18 protein-coding genes are annotated in these 22,867 nt (G+C 39.4%); 15 read left to right on the top strand and 3 right to left on the bottom strand.

All coding sequences use genetic code 11. The annotated features are described in order from the left end of the window. Positions 1-20 precede the first annotated feature (20 nt). The 3 genes from argG to yfbV all read right to left on the bottom strand — a co-directional run bounded on the left by argG (position 21) and on the right by yfbV (position 2,802). Positions 21-1,352 (bottom strand): argininosuccinate synthase, encoded by a 1,332-nt coding sequence (gene argG / locus EXH44_RS01440; RefSeq protein ID WP_162855958.1) that lies wholly within the window; start codon positions 1,350-1,352, stop codon positions 21-23. Positions 1,353-1,560: 208 nt separating this feature from the next. Beyond that, positions 1,561-2,244, bottom strand: a complete 684-nt coding sequence (locus EXH44_RS01435) for a 2,3-diphosphoglycerate-dependent phosphoglycerate mutase (protein ID WP_005713360.1) — start codon at positions 2,242-2,244, stop codon at positions 1,561-1,563. A 123-nt stretch (positions 2,245-2,367) separates the two neighbouring features. Then, positions 2,368-2,802 carry a terminus macrodomain insulation protein YfbV gene (gene yfbV, locus EXH44_RS01430; RefSeq protein ID WP_162855957.1) on the bottom strand — a complete coding sequence of 145 codons (435 nt, stop codon included), beginning with the start codon at positions 2,800-2,802 and terminating at the stop codon, positions 2,368-2,370. A 126-nt stretch (positions 2,803-2,928) separates the two neighbouring features. Here yfbV and EXH44_RS01425 point away from each other — a divergent pair, with 126 nt between their 5' ends. The 15 genes from EXH44_RS01425 to cydC all read left to right on the top strand — a co-directional run bounded on the left by EXH44_RS01425 (position 2,929) and on the right by cydC (position 22,846). Beyond that, complete coding sequence (locus tag EXH44_RS01425; RefSeq protein WP_162855956.1) at positions 2,929-3,660, top strand: hypothetical protein; 732 nt, start codon at positions 2,929-2,931, stop codon at positions 3,658-3,660. Between the two features lie 15 nt (positions 3,661-3,675). Then, positions 3,676-4,233, top strand: a complete 558-nt coding sequence (locus EXH44_RS01420; RefSeq protein ID WP_162855955.1) for a septation protein A — start codon at positions 3,676-3,678, stop codon at positions 4,231-4,233. Continuing rightward, positions 4,223-4,666 carry an acyl-CoA thioester hydrolase YciA gene (yciA, locus tag EXH44_RS01415; RefSeq protein WP_162855954.1) on the top strand — a complete coding sequence of 148 codons (444 nt, stop codon included), beginning with the start codon at positions 4,223-4,225 and terminating at the stop codon, positions 4,664-4,666. The genes EXH44_RS01420 and yciA overlap by 11 nt, the downstream gene beginning before the upstream one ends. 10 nt (positions 4,667-4,676) lie before the next feature. Next, positions 4,677-4,973 (top strand): YciI family protein, encoded by a 297-nt coding sequence (locus EXH44_RS01410; RefSeq protein ID WP_162855953.1) that lies wholly within the window; start codon positions 4,677-4,679, stop codon positions 4,971-4,973. A gap of 81 nt (positions 4,974-5,054) precedes the next feature. Next, positions 5,055-7,907, top strand: coding sequence for a bifunctional [glutamate--ammonia ligase]-adenylyl-L-tyrosine phosphorylase/[glutamate--ammonia-ligase] adenylyltransferase (gene glnE / locus EXH44_RS01405; RefSeq protein WP_162855952.1), 2,853 nt, complete (start codon positions 5,055-5,057; stop codon positions 7,905-7,907). Positions 7,908-7,924: 17 nt separating this feature from the next. Continuing rightward, positions 7,925-8,311: a hypothetical protein gene (locus EXH44_RS01400; protein WP_162855951.1), complete on the top strand. Its 387-nt coding sequence runs from the start codon at positions 7,925-7,927 to the stop codon at positions 8,309-8,311. A 77-nt stretch (positions 8,312-8,388) separates the two neighbouring features. Beyond that, complete coding sequence (locus EXH44_RS01395; RefSeq protein ID WP_162855950.1) at positions 8,389-9,354, top strand: MucB/RseB C-terminal domain-containing protein; 966 nt, start codon at positions 8,389-8,391, stop codon at positions 9,352-9,354. Then, on the top strand, positions 9,351-9,779 hold the full coding sequence (locus tag EXH44_RS01390; protein WP_162855949.1) for a SoxR reducing system RseC family protein: 429 nt from the start codon (positions 9,351-9,353) through the stop codon (positions 9,777-9,779). The genes EXH44_RS01395 and EXH44_RS01390 overlap by 4 nt, the downstream gene beginning before the upstream one ends. An 11-nt stretch (positions 9,780-9,790) precedes the next feature. Further along, complete coding sequence (gene fadD, locus EXH44_RS01385; protein ID WP_162855948.1) at positions 9,791-11,503, top strand: long-chain-fatty-acid--CoA ligase FadD; 1,713 nt, start codon at positions 9,791-9,793, stop codon at positions 11,501-11,503. Positions 11,504-11,674: 171 nt separating this feature from the next. After that, complete coding sequence (gene envC, locus EXH44_RS01380) at positions 11,675-12,841, top strand: murein hydrolase activator EnvC (RefSeq protein ID WP_279638108.1); 1,167 nt, start codon at positions 11,675-11,677, stop codon at positions 12,839-12,841. Positions 12,842-12,843: 2 nt separating this feature from the next. Then, a complete protein-coding gene (locus EXH44_RS01375; protein ID WP_162857508.1) occupies positions 12,844-13,692 on the top strand; it encodes a divergent polysaccharide deacetylase family protein in 849 nt (282 codons plus the stop codon). A gap of 39 nt (positions 13,693-13,731) precedes the next feature. Then, positions 13,732-15,465 carry an autotransporter assembly complex protein TamA gene (gene tamA, locus EXH44_RS01370; protein WP_162855947.1) on the top strand — a complete coding sequence of 578 codons (1,734 nt, stop codon included), beginning with the start codon at positions 13,732-13,734 and terminating at the stop codon, positions 15,463-15,465. Between the two features lie 12 nt (positions 15,466-15,477). Continuing rightward, on the top strand, positions 15,478-19,419 hold the full coding sequence (tamB, locus tag EXH44_RS01365; RefSeq protein ID WP_162855946.1) for an autotransporter assembly complex protein TamB: 3,942 nt from the start codon (positions 15,478-15,480) through the stop codon (positions 19,417-19,419). Between the two features lie 12 nt (positions 19,420-19,431). Continuing rightward, a complete protein-coding gene (gene cydD, locus EXH44_RS01360; RefSeq protein WP_162855945.1) occupies positions 19,432-21,174 on the top strand; it encodes a heme ABC transporter permease/ATP-binding protein CydD in 1,743 nt (580 codons plus the stop codon). A gap of 4 nt (positions 21,175-21,178) precedes the next feature. Further along, the gene (gene cydC / locus EXH44_RS01355; RefSeq protein WP_162855944.1) at positions 21,179-22,846 is read left to right on the top strand and encodes a heme ABC transporter ATP-binding protein/permease CydC; all 1,668 of its coding nucleotides are present in this window, start codon (positions 21,179-21,181) and stop codon (positions 22,844-22,846) included. Positions 22,847-22,867 lie beyond the last annotated feature (21 nt).

The following is a 22,867-nucleotide window of genomic DNA, read 5'->3' as shown; positions in this document are numbered from 1 at the left end:
GAAAGATGCGATTTTAAATATTATTTATTTTCTAATTGAGGTAATACGTTATTTTGGATTGAAAGCAATCCTGTTTGTGTATAAATACCCAGTTTTTCTCTTGTATCGACAATATCAAGGTTACGCATAGTTAATTGGCCAATACGATCAGCAGGTGTAAATGGCGCATCTTCTACTTTTTCCATACTTAAACGTTCTGGTTCATAGGTTAAGTTTGGTGATTCAGTATTAAGAATAGAGTAGTCATTACCACGACGTAATTCTAGTGTTACTGTACCAGTAATAGCTTTGGCTACCCAACGCTGTGCCGTTTCACGTAACATCAATGCTTGTGGATCAAACCAACGACCTTGATAAAGCAAACGACCTAAACGTAAACCGTTGATACGGTATTGTTCAATTGTATCTTCATTATGAATACCCGTTACTAAACGTTCATAAGCAATATGAAGTAAAGCCATTCCCGGGGCTTCATAAATACCACGGCTTTTCGCTTCAATGATGCGGTTCTCAATTTGGTCTGTCATACCTAAACCGTGACGACCACCAATGCGATTGGCTTCTAAAATTAATTCAACAGGATCTTCAAGACGTTTGCCATTTAATGCCACTGGCACACCTTCTTCAAAGGTGACAGATACAGTTTCTGCTTTGATTTCAACAGACTCATCCCAGAAAGCAACTCCCATAATTGGTTTTACAATTTTAACACCTGTGCTTAATAGTTCTAAGTCTTTTGCTTCATGGGTTGCACCAAGCATATTTGAATCAGTAGAATAAGCTTTCTCCACAGACATTTTGTATTGGAATCCATTTGCAATCAAGAATTCTGACATTTCATGACGACCACCAAGCTCATCAATGAAAGTTTGGTCTAACCATGGTTTGTAGATTTTTAATTGTGGATTTGTTAATAAACCATAGCGATAGAAACGTTCAATATCATTACCTTTAAAGGTAGAACCATCACCCCAAATATGTACATCATCCTCTTTCATTGCAGCAACAAGCATTGTTCCTGTTACAGCACGACCAAGCGGAGTAGTATTGAAATAAGGCATACCGCCTGTTGAAATATGGAAAGCACCACATTGAATCGCAGCAATACCTTCATGGGCTAATTGTGTTCTACAATCAATTAAACGTGCATTTTCAGCACCATATTCCATTGCTTTTTTCGGGATCGCGTTATAGTCATCTTCATCTGGCTGACCAAGATTTGCTGTATAAGCATAAGGCACAGCACCTTTTTGGCGCATCCAAAGTAGTGCGGCACTCGTGTCTAAGCCACCTGAAAAGGCAATACCTACTTTTTGGTTTTGCGGGAGAGATTCTAAAATTGTTGCTGACATGGGACTTCCTAATAATTTTTTGAATTGCGTTTATAGAAATGTTCTCGTAGTTTCTTACTACGTTCAGGAAAGCTATTCTAACGTAAAAAAGCCTGGTGATCTATGTTTTAAATAGCATTCGTATGGAATTAAAAAGTTATTTACATTAAACAAAAGCGGTAAGATTTTTTTCAAATCTTACCGCTTGTAATAGAATGATAAACTTAAATTACAGATAGAATTTCTCTACGAAGTTTAATTTGTCATCTAGTTTTAACACTAACGGCTGACCTGTTGGGATTTCAAAATCCATGATCTCTTCATCAGAAATACCGATGATGTGTTTTGCAAGAGCACGTAATGAGTTACCATGTGCAGTAACAAGAACACGTTTACCTGATAAAAGTGCTGGTGCGATTTGATCTTCCCAGAATGGTAAAACACGTTCTAAAGTGATTTTGAGGTTTTCTGCATTTGGCACAACATCTTTTGGAAGATGTGCATAACGGCGGTCGTTATGCGCTGAATTTGGATCTTGTGGATCTAAATCTGGCGGAGAAATATCATAAGAACGACGCCAAATATGAACTTGTTCATCACCATATTGTTCAGCTGTCGCTTTTTTATCTAAGCCTTGTAATGCACCATAGTGACGTTCATTTAAACGCCAGTTTTTCACTTGTGGAATCCATAATTGGTTAGATTCTTCTAACACGATATTACAAGTTTTGATCGCACGGGTTAACACAGAAGTGAAAGCGATATCAAACTCATAACCTGCATCAAGTAATTTTTTACCTGCTGCTTTTGCTTCTTCGATACCACGCTCTGTTAAGTTAACATCACGCCAACCTGTAAATAAGTTTTTAGCATTCCACTCACTGAAACCGTGACGGATAAATACTAATTCCATAAGTTCTCCTATTAATTTGTGTTGATTTGAAAACCTGTTCTTTATAACAAAAAATCACTGATTTTTAAAGTTAAATACAAAAGAGTTTCTTGAAAAGCTGATCTGTAACAAAGAAATGTAGAGTTACAATTCATCAAAATAGCTTTGACCCCATGTTTTTTCCGCAAGTTGTAATAAATTTGCAAAATCTTGATAAGAAGGCACCGCTTGATCGGCAATGTTATGGCGTTCGCTGACTAGTTTTTGGCGAAGTTCTTCATACCATGGTAGTAAACTGAGCGGTAGTGGCGATTTTGCTCTACGTCCAAGCCAAAATAAACCTTGAAATGGAATACTTAACGCAAATAACGCCGTGATAAGCGCATTGGCTAATACAGATTGTTCAGGATCGTAGAAAAAATATTGCCAAATAAGCGCAAAGCAAGCAAAAGCAGGCATAAAACGTGATGAAAATTTCACGAGTCGAATCAACCGATAATCAGGCATAAATAAACCTAATTTCTTCTGATTTGGAAAGGTGTTGAGATAATGTTGTCCCGCTTGTAAGGTGCTATACATAATTGTCTTATTCTCAGTGGATTGTAGGCTATATTCTACTGAACTTCATAAAATCTACAATAGCGAAGTGATGCAACACTTGCTATACTTTGCAACATTTTCATGACATTTATTTAAGGATTTACCATGCCGATTAAATTTTCTAATTTATTGCAAGATAGTTGGAATTTTATACGCAATCAAGCGAATTTTACTGTGACAAGTATTGCATTATTAGTATTACTGCAATTAGGGACATTTTATTTATTCCCAAGACCTGTGGTTTCTCAAGCGGACTTACAAAATCAAGATATGCTAGCGTTATTGGCTCAGCAACTTACACCAACGATTGTGTCGGCATTAGTGAGTGTCTTTTTAAATATTCTTATTATTTTAAACATTAAGTCAATCAACAACGGTACTTATCAACATTTCGCTCAAAATCTTAGCGAGAGCCTAAAAGCATTTTTACCTATCATTGGCTTGACTATTTTCATGGTATTGCCGATGTCAATCGGCATCTCTTTTGGTGGTACAGTCGGTCAAGCTGGTAGCTTAGCCATTATGATTTTACCTTTGATGGCAACAGGTATTTACGTTTTCGTAAAACTCTGTTTGGTGGTTTACGCTTATTTACTAGAAGAACCAAGAAAGAGCGTGATGGAAACCTTAAAATTCACATGGGGATTAAGCCGTGGCAGAATGGTACCGCTCTTTTTATTCTGCGTATTGAGCTATATGTTGCCAAGTTTACTAGGCAGCGTAATTTCTAATATTGGCGGTGAGTTAGGCATTATTCTTTCACAAGTGGTTGGGGCTTTTATTAGCTTATTTGTGATTATCTTTGGTTTCCGTTTTTATCAAGTCTATCGCCAGTAAGCTTAAGGGATTGCCATGAAACAGTTATTAGAATTTATTCCGCTAATTCTCTTTTTTGTTGTATATAAAACTTATGGTGTGCAAGAAGCTGCTTTAGTTTTAGTGGTCGCAACGGTAATTCAATTAGTAGTGTTAAAAGTCCTTTATAAAAAAATCGAAAAAAATCAATGGATTATGGGTGTAGCCGTTGTTTTCTTTGGCTTACTGACCGCTTACTTTAACGACCTTGCATTCCTAAAATGGAAAGTGACCATTGTGAATGCTATTTTTGCTGCGGCATTATTGATTAGCCAATACGCTTTCAAAAAGCCGTTGATCCAAATGCTATTAGGCAAAGAACTTAAATTAGCACAACCAGTCTGGGAAAAACTTAATTTAGGTTGGGCTGGCTTTTTTATTCTTTGTATGATCATCAATATTATCATCAGTGAATTTTTCTCTGATGATGCTTGGGCAAATTTCAAAGTCTTTGGTTTAACTGGACTGAGCTTAACAGCTGTTATTGCCACAGGTATTTACCTTTATCCACATTTAAAACAATTAGAACAAAGCGAGGAAAAAAATGGAAACTAATCAAACTCAACGCCAACCAGAAGGTTCGTTGATTTTACGCACCTTGGCGATGCCATCAGATACCAATGCCAATGGGGATATTTTCGGTGGCTGGATCATGTCACAAATGGATATGGGCGGTGCAATTCTGGCCAAAGAATTGGCAAAAGGCCGTGTTGTGACAGTGTCGGTAGATAAAATGTCTTTTTTACTGCCTGTTGCGGTGGGCGATGTGGTGTGCTGTTATGGGAAATGTACGAAAGTTGGGCGTACATCGATTCAAATCAAAGTCGAAGTTTGGATCAAAAAAGTTTACGATGGTATGCGTGATCGTCATTGCGTAATAGAAGCGGAATTTACCTTTGTCGCCGTAGATAATAATGGCAGACCTCGTGTTATTCCACGAGAGGATAATCCAGAACTTGACCAAGCTTTAGCCTTAATTGCATCTTAATGGAGGATATATGTATTACGTTATTTTTGCTCAAGACATTCCTAACACCCTTGAAAAACGTTTAGCTGTGCGTGAAAAACACCTTGAACGTTTAAAACAGTTACAAGCGGAAGATCGTCTTTTAACCGCAGGGCCAAACCCAGCGATTGATGATGAAAACCCTGGTGAAGCAGGTTTTACAGGCTCAACGGTGATTGCAAAATTCAATTCCCTTGAAGAAGCACAACAGTGGGCAAGCCAAGATCCTTATGTGGAAGCAGGGGTTTATGGTGAGGTGATTGTGAAGCCGTTTAAGAAAGTATTTTAAGGCTGAACTGTCAAGTTATACCGTGGGTTTTACCCACGGTTAACCTTTTTCCACTGTATAACTATCTCAAATAGCAAGCCTATGTTAGAACATCTTTTTTCCCAATCCCAAACTAAACTCAACGAGTTACTCACATCAAACGCCATCCATTTGCAAAATGTTGAGCAAATCTCACCGCTTGTTAGAGCAATGGCAATGTCCGAATTTGTCACTCAACAGCTACAAAAACAGCCTGAATTATTACAAGCTTGGTTGGAAAAACACCCAACGATTGAAGATTGTGATCATTATGCTGAACGCTTAAAAGCGGTGGTTTCTACAGTAAAAAATGAAGATGAGTTACATCATGAGCTACGTCGTTTTCGTCATCGTGAAATGGCAACCTTGAGTTTTATTCAATCTAATCAGCTCGCATCTACCCAGCAGGTGTTTGAACGATTGTCGGATTTAGCCGAAGCTTTGATTTTAGGCGCAAGGGATTGGCTCTTTGAGCAGATGTGTAATGAATATGGCACACCGATGAATGAGTTTGGGGAAAAGCAGGAATTACTGATTTTGGGCATGGGGAAACTCGGAGGGCGAGAGCTAAATTTTTCGTCGGATATCGACTTAATTTTTACCTATCCTGATATTGGGGAAACAGTGGGCGGTCGGAAACCGATGGAAAACAGCAAATTTTTTACCCGCTTAGGCCAGCGTTTAATTCGAGCATTAGACGAAATCACCCTTGATGGCTTTGTCTATCGCACAGATATGCGACTTCGTCCCTTTGGGGATAGCGGTGCGCTGGTGCTCAGTTTTACCGCAATGGAAGATTATTATCAAGAGCAGGGGCGTGATTGGGAACGCTATGCGATGATTAAGGCGAAAATTTTAGGCGAAGATCTGACGAACATTAACCATAAATATTTGAAGCAGATGTTACGTCCTTTTGTCTACCGCCGTTATTTAGATTTCAGTGCGATTCAATCCCTGCGTGAAATGAAGTCAAAAATTAGCCGAGAAGTGATCCGTCGTGGGCTAACAGACAACATTAAATTGGGGGCTGGCGGTATTCGAGAAGTGGAGTTTATCGTCCAAACTTTTCAAATGATGCGTGGCGGGCGAGATAAAATCTTGCAACAGCGTAGTTTATTGGCGGTATTGCCCCAATTAGCACAGCTTAATTTATTAAGCGAAACACAGGTGGAACAACTTAAAGAGGCTTATCTCTTTTTACGCCATACGGAAAATGTACTTCAAGCAATTAGAGATCAACAGACACAAACTTTACCTTTAGATGAACAAGAACGATTACGCCTTGCCTTTGCAAATCAACAAGCAGATTGGGCATCATTTTTAGAAAAATTAGCATTTCATCAACACAATGTTCGTGAGGTATTTAATGAATTGATCGGCGAAGAAGAGAGTGAAGACGATCAGGAAAATGAAGCATTATCGGTCTGGAAAGATTTAATGCAAAACCAAATAACCTTAGCTGATTTAGAAAATGCGTTAAAAGATTATACGGTTCAAGCGGAAGATTATAGTGAAATTCATCATATTTTGAATGTAGTGTTTGAAGATTGGGTCAAACGTCCGATTGGTGTACGTGGGCGAGAAGTCTTACGTAAATTAATGCCAAAGGTGTTAGACGGCATTTTCCAACAGCCAGATTATCTGGTGCTACTGCCGAGAATTTTAAACATCATTGATAAGATCACAACTCGAACGACCTATCTTGAATTGTTGTATGAGAAAGAGCAGATTCTACCGCAGTTATTTACCCTTTGTGCGCAATCTATTATGGTGGCAGAACAAATTGCACGCCACCCAATGCTATTGGATGAGCTGATCGCACAACAGAGTTTAACCAAAGTAATTGCCCTTGAAGATTACCCAAGAGCCTTGCAAGAATATCTATTGCGTATTCCAGAAGAAGATGAAGAAGCTTTGATTGACGGGCTTCGCCAGTTTAAACAGAGCCAATTATTGCGCATTGCTTCCGCTGATATTTTAGGCATTTTGCCTGTGATGAAAATCAGCGATCATTTAACCTATTTAGCTGAAGCGATTATCGGCGCTGTGGTGAATATCGCTTGGCGGCAAGTCTCACAACGCTTTGGTACACCTGAACATTTAACCGATGACGAAAAAGATTTTGCAGTCATTGCCTATGGCAAACTGGGCGGAATTGAGCTTGGCTATAACTCCGATTTAGATTTAGTGTTCTTGCACAATGCCCCTGAACAGAGCGAAACCATTGGCGGTAAGAAATCCATTTCAAGCCATCAGTTTTATTTAAAATTGGCGCAAAAGATCAATGGGATCTTCAATCTCAATACCAGTGCAGGTGTACTTTATGAAGTTGATATGCGCTTACGTCCGTCAGGCGAAGCGGGGTTATTGGTGAGTACCTTTAATGCTTACGATCATTATCAAAAAAATGAAGCATGGACATGGGAATCTCAAGCGTTAGTCAGAACACGTGCAGTTTATGGAACACAGGCACTCCGTGATAAATTTGAACATATTCGCCGAGAAACCTTATCGCAAGCACGTGCAAGCGGTCAGTTAAGGGAAGAAATTTGCAATATGCGTGAAAAGATGTATCAACATTTAAGTAAAAATTCGGAACATCAATTTCATCTCAAAACAGATAAAGGGGGCATCACTGATATTGAATTTATCGCACAATATTTGGTCTTAAATTACGCCCATGAGCATCCACAAATGGCAGTGTGGTCAGATAATGTTCGCATTTTTGAGAGTAGCATTGAGTGTGGTATGCTAAGCCAAGAGCAAGGTGAAGGCTTAAAAGGTTGCTACATTAAATTACGCAATCAAATTCATCATCTCAATTTATTAAATAAAGAAAGTATTGTCGATGGGAATGAATTTAGTGAAGAACGAGCCTTTGTCCGTCAAATGTGGACATTACTTTTTAATTCGTAGTCGTATAAGGACATTGTATGAAACTATTAAAATCAACGGTAATTTTATCTTTAAGTGTTATTTTAGCATCTTGTGCCATTACCCCTGAACAGAAAGCGGAGCGAGAAGCTAAACGAGTTCGAGCAGAGCAAGCGTTACAAGTTAAATTAGCAAAACAGTGCGATTTAGAAACAGCAGAATTAATTCACGAGCAATTTAATCCACCGTTAAACCGTACAGAAAAAGAGCAAGTCGATTTTGAAAAACGTTATGCGGAAAAAGTCAACAATCCTGTTTTCCAAGCGTGCTATAAATTGGCATTAGAAAATCATAAAGCACAAGAAGAACTTGAATATATGCGTATGCATTATGATGATATGCGTTTTGGCTTTGGGTTTGGTCGCTTTTGTTATGCCTGTTGGTAAGCTGGATTACATCGCATCTCGGATATTTTGTAAAATTTTGTTACAATCTCACCGCTTGTAACACGGAATGGATACGAATGAAAAAATCTTCTCGCTTTATCATGTTGTTTATGCTGTTTTGGGCGATGCCTGTTTGGGCAGAGCTGAGTTCCCCTTTGGATTATTTAAAGGCAATGACAAAAGCACATAAAACATTGAATTATGAACAGCTTTATATTTTGCAGTCTGGGGAAGATGTACTTTCTTTTCGTTATCGCCATGCCAATGATAATGGTAAAGAATATGCGCAGTTGTTACATTTAGATGCAACAAGAGAAGAGATGATTTTACGAGAAGATACCGTGGGGTATTTTGGGGATTATCAGCCGTTTAGCTTACAAACTTCTCGCATTTTAGATAATTTACCGAGTGTAATTCACACGGATTTTGAGCAATTAACGGGATATATCTTTGTTGATGCGGGGAAATCAAGAGTTGCAGATCATATCGCTCGAGTAATCCGCATTGTGCCACAGGATGACTTTCGCTATCAGTATCTTGTGTGGATAGATGAAGACAATCATTTATTACTTCAAAGCCAGTTACTCGACCGTGATCAAAATGTGTTGGAGTTGTTCCGAGTCATTCAATCTGTGGAAGACGAACAACTGTTATATATTGTAGAGCCGATTAGAACATTGATCTTGCCAACACTAATTACAGCCAAAGAGCAAGAAGAACAGTTACCACTAGGGTGGCATTTGAAATGGATACCAACAGGGTTCAAGCCACTCGCGATGGGACGTCAGCGTTTATCGGAAGTATTATTAGATGAACAAGTAGAAAGTCAACTGTATAGCGATGGACTGTTCTCATTTACGGTTTATATTGTTCAAAATAAAGGCGTAAGTTTTGATGGACAGTTTTGGCGAGAAGGGAAAACGGGTATTTATAGCCAAACGATAGGTGAACAAGATGTGATTATTGTCGGTGAAATTCCTGTGGCTTCTGCACGCCATATTGTACAACAGATTCAGCTTGCTTCTACGGGAGAAAATCCATGATGATTGAACAAGCCACGGTGATTGGCTATCAAAATGGTGTGGCATTAGTCCAATGTCAAGCAAAAGCAGGCTGTGGTAGCTGTGTAGCAAATCAGAGTTGTGGTACAAAAGCGTTGTCGGCTTTAGCAGGTGAAAAATTTGCTCCGCAATTTGAATTATCCGTTGAAACACCACTCCAAATTGGTGATAAAATTGAAATTGGATTAGCTGAGCAAAGCTTATTATTGAGCGTATTTTGGCTTTATGTGATTCCACTGATTGCGTTAATCATATCTGCATTAGTGCTATCTCAGTGGATTCAAAATGAATTATGGGTTGCGTTAGGTATTTTTATTGCAACCGCACTCACATTTTTATGGGTGAAGAAAACGGTTTCCAAAAAATCACAGGCACAATTTATTCCTGTGTTTTTACGAAAAATCTAAAGGAGATATAAATGGAAAAGATTTGGTTTGAGAACTATCCACCAAATGCTGCACGAACATTAAATGTTGATCAATATAGCTCATTAGTGGAGATGTTTGAAAAAGCAGTTCAACGCCATCCAGATATGCCTGCATATATTAATATGGGGCAGATTTTGACGTTCCGTAAATTAGAAGAACGTAGCCGTTCATTCGCTGCCTATTTACAAAATGAATTACGTCTTGAGAAAGGGGAACGTATTGCTCTAATGATGCCAAATTTATTGCAATATCCGATTGCATTATTTGGGGCATTGCGCGCAGGGTTAGTTGTGGTCAATGTGAACCCACTTTATACGCCAAGAGAATTAGAACATCAGTTAAATGATAGTGGCGCTAAAGCGATCGTGGTGGTTTCTAATTTTGCGGCAACCTTAGAAAAAGTAGTATTTAATACGGATGTGAAGCATGTGATTTTAACCCGTATGGGCGATCAGCTTTCATTTGGTAAGCGTACGTTAGTCAATTTTGTGGTGAAGTATATTAAAAAGCTGGTACCAAAATATAAATTACCTCATGCAGTAAGTTTTCGTGAAGCCTTAAGTATCGGTAAACAGAGACAATATGTTAAACCGATTATTCAGGCAGATGACTTAGCCTTTTTACAATATACGGGCGGTACTACGGGGGTGGCGAAAGGGGCTATGCTTAGCCATCGTAATGTGGTGGCGAATATCATTCAAGCAAAATGGGTGGCTTATCCATTAACGAAACAAACCAGAGAGCCAATTGCGGTTATTGCACTACCGCTTTATCATGTCTTTGCGTTAACGGTAAACTGCTTATTATTTATTGAGTTAGGTATTACAGCATTACTTATCACTAATCCAAGGGATATTCCTGGGTTTGTAAAAGAATTGAAAAAATATCCTGTTATCGCCATTACAGGTGTGAATACGTTATTTAATGCGTTGTTGAATAATTCACAGTTTAAAGAAGTGGATTTTTCAAATTTAAAATTATCTGTTGGCGGTGGTGCGGCGATTCAGCGAGCAGTCGCAGAACGTTGGCATAAAACTACAGGAAACCATATTATTGAAGGCTATGGTATGACCGAGTGTTCGCCATTAATTGCCGCAACGCGTAATGACTCTGTGGAGTATTCTGGTTCAATCGGTGTACCGGTACCAAACACAGATATTCGTATTGTCGATGATGCAGGAAATGATGTGCCAATGGGAGAGCGTGGTGAGCTTTGGGTTAAAGGCCCACAAGTGATGCAAGGTTACTGGCAGCGTCCTGAAGATACAGCCGATGTATTGAAAGATGGCTGGATGGCAACGGGCGATATTGTAGAAATGGGGCAAGATCTTAATTTACGTATCGTTGATCGCAAAAAAGATATGATTATTGTCTCTGGCTTTAATGTTTATCCAAATGAAATTGAAGATGTGGTCGCACTCCATCCCAAAGTGAATGAAGTTGTCGTAGTTGGTATTCCAAGTGAAATATCTGGCGAAAGTATCAAAGTCTTTGTCACGAAAAAAGATGAAAGTTTAACCCGTGAAGAACTACGAAATCACTGTCGCCAACATTTGACTGGCTATAAAATCCCTCGTGAGATTGAATTCCGTGATGAACTACCAAAAAGTAATATTGGTAAAATTCTCCGCCGAGTATTAAGAGATGAAGAAGTTGCTCGAGTAAAAGAACAAACTAAACGTAAAGTGAATAAAGAAGAGTAGTCTGTTTTGTTTATTCTTATTGATAGAAAAAGGCTGTTGATAAAATTCAACAGCCTTTTATTTTTAAAAACATGGTTATTTGCTTCATTACAGATTAGAATAACGAGTTTATGATTAACTCACTGATTTGGATAAGGAACTTTCGTGAAAGCTATTAAACAACTTGCTCTTATCATATCAATTTATAGTGTGACTACGCTTATTGCTGACGTAGTGGCTAATGATTTATCCAAAATTCAGCAAAAAATTCAGCAACAACAAAGCAAAATTAACGAACAAAAGAAAAAACGGGATTCATTACAGTCAACCTTAAAAAATCAAGAGATTGAAATGGGTAAAGTGCTGAATAATTTAAAACAGACTGAAATGACTTTGGCTGAAACTCGTCAAGCGATTAAACGTACCGAACAAGAGATTAAGCGGTTAGAAAAACAAGAAAAAGAGCAAAAAGAGAAATTAAAAGAGCAATTAGATTCTGCCTATCGTTCAGGGATTCATCCTTCCGTTTTAGAAAGACTTTTATCTGAAGATGCCAAAAACGCAGATCGTATGGGGGCGTATTATGAGCATATTAATCAAGTTAGGATTGATGCCATTTATGATCTTCGTCGTACTCAAGCTGAATTAAAAGCGCGTCGAGATGAGTTACAAGGTCAGCAAAAAGGGCAACAAACACAGCTTTCTGAGCAGAAAAAACAGGAAAAAGATCTGCAAAAAGTGAAAAATGAAAGGGAAAGCACGATCCGTTCTATTGATAAAACCTTAGAGCAAGATCAAAGCCGATTAGATGCCTTAAAAGCTAATGAAAATTCCCTACGGGATCAACTAACCAAAGCAAGTAATGAAGCAACTCAGCAAGAAAAACAAGAGATTGCTAAGTTAGAACAAAAAACCAATACTCAAGAAAAACGTAAAGCCACTGAGCAAGAAAAACAACAAGTCAGAGCAGGGAGCGGTTTAGGCTCTGGGAAATATGCAATGCCTGTTTCAGGCAAAATTGTGAATCGTTTTGGTTCAACCCAAATGGGAGAATTGAAATGGAATGGCGTGGTGATTCAAGCAAGTGCGGGGGCGGCGGTCAAAGCAATTGCAGCAGGACGTGTCATTTTGGCGGATTGGCTGCAAGGCTATGGTCAAGTTGTCGTGGTGGATCACGGCAATGGTGATATGTCGCTCTATGGTTATAACCAATCCGTTTCAGTTAGAAAAGGCGCTCGCGTTCAGGCTGGACAAACTATCGCTAGCGTGGGTAATTCAGGGGGGCAAAGCCGTTCTGCGCTCTATTTTGAAATTCGCCGTAAAGGTGTGGCCGTCAATCCATTGAAATGGGTACAGTAATGATGATGAACAAATGGCGTAACAAGCGGTCTATTCCTTGGCTTTTTTTGCAAATTTTATGGTTGATCTCACCGCTTGCTGAAGCTGGAAAACTAGCCATTGTGATTGATGATATTGGCTATCGCGCTAAAGAAGACAGTGCGATTTATGCACTGCCGAAAGAAGTGTCTGTTGCTATTATCCCCGTTGCTCCCTATGCCACAGCAAGAGCGAATAAAGCTTTTGAACAACAACGTGATGTTTTGATTCATTTACCGATGGAACCGCAAACGCGCCAATCTATTGAAGCAGGGGCTTTATTAGTTGGAATGAATGAAACACAAATTGCAACATTGATTAAAAATGCACAGATGCAAGTACCCAATGCGATAGGCTTAAATAATCACATGGGAAGTAAAGCCACCACCGATAAGCAGACTATGCAGTATTTAATGAAATCGTTGTCTCAACAAAATTTGGCTTTTTTAGACAGTAAAACCGCAGGAAATAGTGTGGCATATAAAACGGCTAAAGAATACGGTATTAAAGCCTTAGAACGTCATATCTTTTTAGATGATAGTGATGAATTTAATGATGTTCAGCGACAATTTAGTAATGCGATTCATTATGCACGTAAGCATGGTGTAGCAGTAATGATAGGACACCCGCGAAAAAATAGTGTTGAAGTATTGGAAAATGGCATTGCCAATTTACCCGCGGATATACAGTTGGTGAGTTTGCATGAGTTATGGAATGGTGATGAAAGTGAACCCGTTAAACCATTTATTATGTTATTTGATATAGAGCCAGCATTAACATCAAAAGCGCCTTACCAAGTTGTGCCTTTATTACGTGGTGTGCCGAAGGATTAATCAGCAAGCGTAAAATGTATACTGAAAAATAGAGTAAAAATGAAAACAAAATTATCTTATCTCTCGCTGTTTTTCTTGACGACTTTTGCTTATGCAGAGCAAACAGTGGAATTAAAAGTAGAAGGCATTAAACAGTCTGATCTTGAAGAAAACGTGAGAATCTATCTTTCTCAATTAAATAGTGATGATGCGGACGGTTCAGAACGATACCAATATCTTGTACAAGAGACCGTTGATAAAGCGTTACGTGCAAAAGGATATTACAACACCCAATATCATTTTCAGCTTACGCCAAGAAAATCACCTGCTAAAGATTTACTGACATTATCTGTTCAGTTGGATAAACCGGTGAAACTAGATGAGCGTGATGTCGTCATTACAGGGCAAGCAGAGCAAGATGAAGATATTAAAAAATTACTCACAAAGGATATTCCGCCTGCGGGCACGATTTTGAACCATGAAACCTACGATAACTTTAAATCGAGTATTGAGAAAATTGCCCAATCAAAAGGCTATTTTGATGGGGAATGGTTGTATCATCGTTTAGAAGTTTATCCTAAAGAACACGTTGCCGACTGGCGTTTAGGCTATCAAAGTGGTGAACGTTATCGTTATGGCAAAATTGGTTTTACGGGTAGCCAAATTCGAGAAGATTACCTTGAAAATATATTGAGAATTAAACAGGGGGATTTTTACTATATTAATGATCTCTCTAAATTATCTAGTGATTTTTCTTCGAGTAATTGGTTTGCTTCAGTCTTGGTAGAGCCTGAGATAAATGAAGAGAAGAAAGAAGTGGATCTCAATGTGCTCGTCATGCCTAAAAAGAAAAATGATGTAGAAATTGGTATTGGCTATGCCACAGATGTAGGACCACGTTTACAACTTAACTGGATTAAACCTTGGATCAACAGCCGCGGTCATAGCTTGGAGATGAATAGCTATTTTTCTCAACCAGAGCAGAGCATTGAGTTAGGTTATAAGATCCCTGTAAAAGCACATCCACTGAACTACTATCATCAGATTTCAGGTGGGATTGAGCGAGAAAATCAGAATGACACCAAATTTACGGGCGCGCATTTAGGATTTCAACGTTTTTGGAATCATGAAACAGGTTGGGCATTTTCTCTCGGTTTAAAATCGCGCTATGACTCATTTGAGCAAGCAAACGATAAATATAAAACTTTTTTATTTTACCCTACGGCATCCATGAACCGTACTCGTACCGATGGAAACCGTTTCCCTTTATGGGGCGATTCTCAAAAAATCACGGTGAACTGGGGGACAAAAGCGATACTTTCGGATGTCAGTTTTTATAGCATTAAAGCCTCAACAGCATGGGTGAGAACTTATTTTGATAATCACCGTTTTGTTGCAAGAGCAGAAGTTGGCTATTTGAAAGCGAGCGAATTTGAACGTATTCCGCCAGCACTACGCTATTTTGCGGGGGGCGATATGAGTGTTCGTGGCTTTGGTTATAAAGATATTTCACCTAGAAATGCAGATGGAAAGCTCGTAGGCGGATCGCATTTAGCGACAGGAAGTGTAGAGTATCAATACCAAGTCTATCCGAGTTGGTGGGGCGCAATATTCTATGATACAGGTTTAGCCTCAACACGTTTTAGTACAAAAGATTTACACTCCGGTGTGGGGATTGGCGTGCGTTGGGCATCGCCAATCGGAGCGATTAAATTTGATTTAGCGACACCTGTAAGATCGCCTAATAATCAAAAAGGTGTTCAATTTTATATCGGTTTAGGTACAGAATTATAAGCGAGTTAGACAATGGAAAAGGCGCAAGAAACATTACCAACACCAGAACAGAATGCAGAGCAAACGCAGACAGAGCCTAAAGCGAAACCCAAATCGAAATGTCGTTGGGTATGGCGTAGTTTATGGGTGCTTGCTATTTTATTACTTGCGCCACTGATTTTCCTTGCGACAAGCGTTGGACAACGTACAGCACTTGAACTTGCCGATAAATTTCTCGATCAACTGAGCATTGGGCAAATTGAAGGAAGTTTACAAGATGGTTTAACCCTGAAAGAGACGCGCTATCAAATGGATGGTGTGGATGTCAATGTTGGTCAAGCTGACCTTCATCTTGGTTTTGCTTGTTTATTAGATAAATCAGCTTGTGTTGAAAATATTGCGATTAAAGACACAACTGTTGTGGTGGATACCACAAAACTCCCTCCTTCAACAGAAGAAAAAGATCAAATAAGTGCTGAGCTTAATCTTCCTGCTATTTCATTAAAGCAGATCTCCTTAGACAATATCCGTGTGAGTGTAGATGACATGGATATTGCATTAACCCATTTCCATTCGGGGCTTCAAGGTCAAGGCAAAGATCTCAATCTATCACCGACATTGTTACAAGGATTAACGCTCTCTTTAGCACCACAAGCGGTCAGTTCTGATGAAAAAAATGCAAAAGAAGTGCCTCAAGAAAAAGAGAAGCCAGTAGATTGGGTGAGTATTAAACAACAGTTAGAGAAATCGCTGTTGACCAAGTTAGATCCGATTAAATTACCATTAAATTTTGATATTCCCGAATTTAAGGCAGAGCAAATTCATCTTGAACAAAAAGTGAAAAATAGCGATGGCGAATTTGTTGAGCCTAAATCTTTAGTCAATGTGTCGTCTTTACTTTTAGCAGCAAAATCCGATGAGTCGTCCGTAGATTTGAAGCAACTAAGTATAGAAAGTGACAAAGGCAATGTTCAGGGGGAAGGAAAATTAACGCTGTCGGATAACTACCCTTTAGACTGGACATTAAATGCAAAATCTTCGGCGTTGACGGAATTTAAAATCCCTGAAAGTGAAGTCAAGGTGAAATTGTCAGGGGCACTGTTTGATAAAACAGCCTTAACTATTGCAACAAGCGGTGCGATCAAGGCAAATATTGACGGAAATGTTCAGTTAGCCACTGCCAAAACACCTTTTGATTTAACCATCAAAAGTGATAAGGCGCGTTATCCTTTTATTGATGAAAAGGGCGTGGATCCCCTCACATTAGAAAATGTGAATATAAAATTATCAGGGGATTTACTGAATTATCAATTAGATACGGCGTTATCAGCAAAAGGTATGCAATTACCTGACAGCTCGTTAAGCTTAAAAGGCAAAGGCGAACTAACGCACTTTGAAATTCAAGATCTCTTGTTAAAAGCACTTCAAGGTACGGCTAATTTAGCGGGTAAAGTAGATTGGTCAAATGGTGTAGAGTGGCAATCTTCTCTCAATTTAGACGGAATTAACACTAAATCACTACTGCCAGAATGGAGTGCGTTGCTCTCTGGGAAATTGAACTCAACGGGCTTTGCTGGACGTGGTGAAAAGGGGAATGAATGGTCGGTAAATGTCTCTGAAATGGATTTACACGGCAATTTATTACAGAAAAATTTACAGCTAAAAGGCTCACTCACCGCAGATACTAAAAACTTACTAAATGTGCCTGATGCTACATTGTTATATGGCGAAAACCGCATTGCAATGAAAGGGATTATTAGTGATAAATCCGATTTTAGTGCGGAGATTAAAGCCCCTAATTTACAAGGCTTAGTGCCTAATTTAAAAGCGAGTATTAATGGTTTGGTGAAACTGCAAGGCAAGGTCACTGAGCCGAGTTTAGATCTTGATTTAACTGCAAATAATGTCGCTTATGATCAGCTTAAATTACAGCATCTCACAGCCAAAGGGAAAGTCTCAACGGAAAAACAGATCCAAGGTAATCTCACCCTTGATTTACGCCAGTTCAATTATGGTGATGTAAAAATAGATAATGCTAATGTCGTTGCATCAGGTAGTGAAGCAAACCATACCTTGAAAATCACCTCCAAAGGTGAACCTGCTGGTGCAAATTTACAGCTAGCTGGAAAATTTGATCGCACTCAGCAAACATGGCAAGGACAGTTAAGCAACGTAGCAGTTACCTCTCCTATTGGTGAATGGAAAAATGATAAAAATATTCAGCTGACTTATAACAATAAGTTAATTAAAGCAGATATATCAGCCCATTGTTGGCGTAATCCAAAAGTGACAGTATGTTTGCCACAAAACTTTAGTGCGGGTAAAGAAGGCAAAGTACCTTTTGAAATCAAACAGTTCGATCTGGCAATGGTTCAAGAGTATTTGGATCAAAATAGCCAAATTTCAGGTTCGGTAAATGCGAAAGGGGATGCTTCATGGTTTACCAATAAAGCACCGCAAGTCAACGTAGAATTGAGTTCTAATGCCTTGAAATTTGCGCAAAAAATGGATGGAAAAACTTTTCCAATCACGTTATCGCCACTGAAAATTACCGCAAATATGGCGGACAATAATTTGAAGCTAAATACCGATATTCGCATTGAAAATAACGGGCGTTTAACGAGCGATTTAGTGATGCGAGATATTGCTAAACAACGTGGTTTATCTGGAAACATTCAGATTGAAAATATAAATCTACGCCTTGTTCAGCCGTTATTAAGTTCGGGTGAACGTGTGAATGGAGATATTAATGCTCGTTTAACTTTAGGCGGTACAGCATTGTCGCCTTTGCTTTATGGTAATTTGAATCTCACGGGGTTAACTGCTCGCTCAAATGCAATGCCATTTGATGTGACGGGGGGCAATTTAGCCTTAAATTTCAATGGGGCAAGTTCAACTTTAAAAGGGAATGTGCAAACGACCGAAAGTAACTTAGTGCTTGAAGGTGATGCTAATTGGCAAAAATTAGATGCGTGGTACACACGTATCAAAGCACAAGCAAATCGCTTCCGAGTAGATATTCCAAATATGGCGAAAGTGGATGTTAGTCCAAATATTGAAGTCAAAGCCACGCCAAAAGAGCTAATTTTAGGGGGGAATATTGATATCCCATGGGCAAGAATTGCGGTGGAAGAGTTACCTGAAAGTGCTGTTGCGGTGAGTAGTGATGAAGTGATTATGGATGGATCTGCAAAAAATAAAGCAAATCGTACCGCTTTATTGAATAAAAACTTACCACAAAATGGGGCTGGTATGGCAATTAAAGCTGATGTGTCTATTAACATTGGCGATGATGTCAAATTGGATGCTTATGGTTTAAAAACGGATCTCAATGGAACAATTAAAGTTAAGCAGGGAAGTAAAGGACTTGGATTATACGGGCAAGTCAATTTGAAAAACGGGACATTTGCTTCCTTTGGTCAAGACTTAGTTATTCGTAAAGGGTTGATTTCATTTACAGGTTCGCCATCTCAACCGACTTTAGATATTGAAGCGATTCGTAATCCAGAGGCTATGGAAGATACGAGTGTCACTGCTGGGGTAAAAGTTACAGGGATTGCTGATGCGCCAGAAGTAAAAGTCTTCTCAAATCCATCAATGTCTCAAGATCAAGCGTTATCCTATATATTAACAGGACGTGGACTTGAAAATAGTGGTGATGCAGGATCGAGTAATTCTATTGCAGCTGCGTTAATCGGAATGAGTTTATCAAAAAGTAGTAAAACGGTAGGAACCGTTGGAAGTGCGTTTGGTATCAGTGACTTAAATGTGAGTACAGCAGGGATTGGCGATAACACCAAAGTAGTGGTGAGTGGCAGCCTAACACCGAAGTTTAAGGTAAAATATGGTGTAGGTATTTTCGCCCCATTAACCGAATTAACATTGCGTTATCGTTTAGCGCCAAGTCTTTATTTACAATGGGTTTCAAGTGTGAATCAGGCAGTTGATCTCATGTATCGTTTTGAATTTGACTAAAATGGATAAATAGTGGAAAAACAACGACAAAAACATCTGCAAAAGTGGCTACGCCAACAACAAAAAATCGTCAAAAAATGGCTTTATTTGAATGTCTTATTAGGCACGATCAGCTCAATTTTGTTGGTTGTACAAATGGGGCTATTGGCAACAATCTTACATGAAATGATTGTCGAGCATCGTAGCCCATCAGCGTTTATTTTAGAACTCGGTCTATTACTAGGTTGCTTTGTTGGTCGAGCTGTTTTGCTTTGGTTAAGAGAGCGGACTGGCTTTAAAGCAGGGCAGATGCTGCGTTTACATTTACGTGAGCAAGTTATGCATAAATTGGCTCAAATTGGCCCGATGACAATTCAACAGCGCCCCGCAGGAAGCTGGGCGACATTGATGTTAGAGCAAGTCGAAAATATTCATAACTTTTATGCACGTTATTTGCCACAGCAATATTTATCGGTGATCGTACCGCTTGTCATTTTATGTGCCGTGTTTCCATTAAACTGGGCGGCTGGCGTGATTTTATTTGCCACCTTGCCACTACTCCCTATTTTTATGGCACTGGCAGGGATTAAGGCGGCGGAAGCCAATCAAAAAAATATTGGGATTCTCTCTCGTTTAAGCGGACAGTTTTTAGATAGCTTAAAAGGGCTAGAAACTATTCGCTTATTTGGTCAGGCACAAAAGCAAACGGATCACATTTATCAACAAACAGAAGCATTTCGTCTCAGTACGATGGATGTGCTGAAAATGGCATTTCTCTCTTCTGCGGTGCTTGAGTTTTTTACTGCCATTTCGATTGCGGTAATGGCGGTCTATTTCGGTTTTACTTATCTAGGTGATATCAATTTCGGATCTTACGATCTCCCTGTGACATTATTTATCGGCTTTTTCTGCTTAATGTTAGCCCCTGAGTTTTATCAGCCGTTACGTGAATTAGGGGTTTATTATCACGATAAAGCGGCTGCGATTGGCGCTGCGGATAGCCTTGAAACCTTTTTAAGTGAAGACGTTTTAGCTCAAAGCAAAGGTACACAGCCGTTACCTCATTCAGAGCTTAATATTGTGGCAAAAGATTGTGTCATTCTTTCTCCACAAGGCAAAGCCTTAACCGAACCGCTTCGTTTTGAGATTAAAGCTAATCAACATATTGCCTTAGTGGGGCAAAGTGGAGCAGGCAAAAGCTCTTTAATGAATATGTTATTGGGCTTTTTATCTTATCAAGGGAGCGTAAAAATCAATGGTATTGAGTTGCGAGATCTGGATATGGCACAGTGGCGTTCAACCTTGGCTTGGGTTGGGCAGAATCCGCAGTTAATGCGTGGCACATTGCGTGACAATATTCTTTTGGGGAATGCTCAGGCATCAGAAACAGAATTACAACAAGCCTTAGCCTTATCAAAAGCTGACGAATTCGTTTATCGCTTAGGTTTAGCCCGTGAAATTCAAGACGGCAACGGTGGATTGTCTGGCGGGCAGGCACAACGCATTGCGATTGCACGAGCGTTATTACGCCAATCTCGTTTATTGCTGTTAGATGAGCCGACAGCAAGTTTAGATATGCAATCAGAACAGCAAGTTCTGACAGCATTACATAACCTAAGCCGAGAGCAAACGACACTGATGATTACCCACCGTGTTGAAGATTTAAAAGTGTGTGATGAAATTTGGGTGATGAAGCATGGGCAAATTATCCAACGGGGGCATTTCACCGAATTAGCATTACAAGGCTTTTTTGCAGAATTATTAGGAAATCAATAACATTATGCGTACACTTTTTCCGTTTTTAGCGTTATATCGAACGCATTGGGGACGTTTAACCTTAGGCATTATTTTAGCGATCACTAGCTTAGCGGCGAGTATCGGGTTATTAAGTCTATCAGGATGGTTTTTAGCCGCTTCGGCATTGGTTGGGTCAAGTTTACTCTTTAATTTTTTCTATCCATCTTCAGGGGTACGTGGGCTTGCGATTGGCAGAACAATCTCCCGTTATTTTGAACGTTTAGTGACCCATGATGCAACTTTCCGTGTCTTGGCAAATTTACGGGTGGCGGTCTTTAGCAAATTGATTCCCTTAAGCCCGGCAGGGTTAAACCGCTATCGTCATAGCGAATTATTAAATCGCTTGGTGGCGGATGTGGATACCCTAGATACGCTCTATTTGAATTTAATTTCACCTTTTGTAAGTGCGGTGATGATTATTCTTTTTATGGGGATTGGTTTATCTTTTGTGTCACCTTTATTAGCACTCATTATCTGCGGAACTTTAGTGGCATTATTGCTGATTTTCCCAACCATTTTCTACCATTTAGGGCGAAAATTAGGCAAAACGGCAGTGCAATCACGCGCCCATTATCGCAGTCAATTTATTGAATGGATTCAACTTAACGCAGAATTTCTCTTATTTGGCGTGTTAGAGCAAGCAACAGATAAGCTTAAACAGACTGAACAACAGTGGTTAAATGCACAAAGTCGAGAGAGCCAATTAGGCGGACTATCCAACGCATTATTAATTCTGCTCAATGGCATTTTGGTGACAGTGGTGATTTATCTGTCTGCAACGGCAATTCACGTGCCAACGGCAGACAACCCTGAAGCCTTGATTGCGTTAGTGGTGTTCTGTGTGTTGGCATCGTTTGAGATTCTTTCCCCTATTGGTATGGCATTTCTTCACCTAGGGCAAGTGATTGCGTCGGCGGAACGTATTAGTGACATTATCGATCAACAACCCAGCGTTCAATTTAACGGCAGTGCAACATGGCAAACAATGAAGCCAAACCAACCGCTTGTCAGCTTCCGTGATGTACATTTCTGCTATCCGCAAAGTGACGAACCCGTTTTAAAAGGCATCTCATTTGAAGTATTAGCAGGACAGCGTGTGGCATTATTAGGGAAAACAGGCAGTGGCAAATCAACGATTTTCCAACTGTTGACACGAAATTATGATGCAACAAGCGGTGAGATCTGGCTTAATTCTTGCAAAATCAGCGATTATCCAGAAGACACTCTGCGCCAACATATTGTCACCTTGAGCCAACGTGTTCATATTTTTAGCCACAGTTTGCGTGAAAATTTGTTACTTGGAAATCCAAAAGCCACAGACAGTGAATTAATTGATGTATTAGCAAAAGTGAATTTAAGTTATTTACTCGATGAGCAAGGTCTAGATTTATGGCTAGGGGAAGGCGGAAGACCACTTTCAGGCGGCGAACAGCGCCGTTTGGGATTAGCTCGTCTTTTATTAAGTCCAGCGGAGATTGTCTTATTAGATGAACCAACGGAAGGTTTGGACAGAGAAACAGAACAGCAGATCTTAAATCTCATCTTAACGCATACAGAGGGTAAAACTCTGTTAATGATCACCCATCGATTAAATGGCTTAACACATTTTGATCGGGTTTATCGGATGGATAATGGGGTTTTTATTGAATAAAACAGAAAAAGCGGTCTCAGA

It is taken from the genome of Actinobacillus indolicus (assembly GCF_004519515.1).
Taxonomy (GTDB): Bacteria; Pseudomonadota; Gammaproteobacteria; order Enterobacterales; family Pasteurellaceae; genus Glaesserella; species Glaesserella indolica_A.
This window is presented reverse-complemented; position numbering and strand designations above follow the sequence as displayed.